This window comes from Cognatundibacterium jejuense (assembly GCF_014284255.1).
Classification (GTDB): domain Bacteria; phylum Pseudomonadota; class Gammaproteobacteria; order Burkholderiales; family Burkholderiaceae_D; genus Undibacterium; species Undibacterium jejuense.
Genome location: NZ_JACOFV010000052.1, coordinates 1 through 579 on the forward strand (window position 1 = coordinate 1; position 579 = coordinate 579).

The 579-nt window shown below is 45.9% G+C and carries 1 protein-coding gene and 1 pseudogene; one reads left to right on the forward strand and one right to left on the reverse strand.

Annotated features, from left to right (window positions below; all coding sequences use genetic code 11):
* Positions 1 to 246, forward strand: a pseudogene (locus H8K32_RS20210) (hypothetical protein); the annotation flags it as partial.
* A 133-nt stretch (positions 247 to 379) separates the two neighbouring features.
* Here the strand turns inward: H8K32_RS20210 and H8K32_RS19975 are convergent.
* A partial coding sequence (locus tag H8K32_RS19975) for a sugar nucleotide-binding protein (protein ID WP_186914389.1) occupies positions 380 to 579 on the reverse strand: 200 nt, incomplete at its 5' end.

The window sequence follows — 579 nt, forward strand, 5'->3', positions numbered from 1 at the left end:
ATTGGAAAGGCTACCATTGCAACCATTCAGCCGCATCAGCGAACTACTTCCGCACAACTGGAAGCCTGCTCAATAAATCCGATCATCAATCTAAGGATCGGTCAACCTGTGTTGACCGGGTGCTTACTCTTAGCTGCCGAGGGCCAATCTAACAGCGGCGCCAGCCTGACATCATTCTTGCAAAACCTAAATTCAAATTTGCAAGGTGCGACAAAGACAGGGAATGTGGTGGCGACGCAAGCCTAGAAAAAATAGAAAAACACAACGTCATATCGGGCAGTTAACAAAGACCCGAAATTAAACATCATTCGGTTCTTTTAACGAGACTCACGCTTTCTCAGATATTTCTATTTCATATCAGAATTATTTTGTTGTACAACTATACATCTTGATCGAAATGAAAGCTGCCGCCTGATATATCCAAAACAACCGCCAACGCAGCTTCCCATTCAGGAATTTGCACATGAAACGTTGTCGCCAGCAAACTAGTATCCAGACAGGAATTAACCGGACGTTGTGCCGGGGTTGGGTACTCTGTTGCCGGGATGCCGGTGACCGTTGGTGCCACTTTGTGCAAAC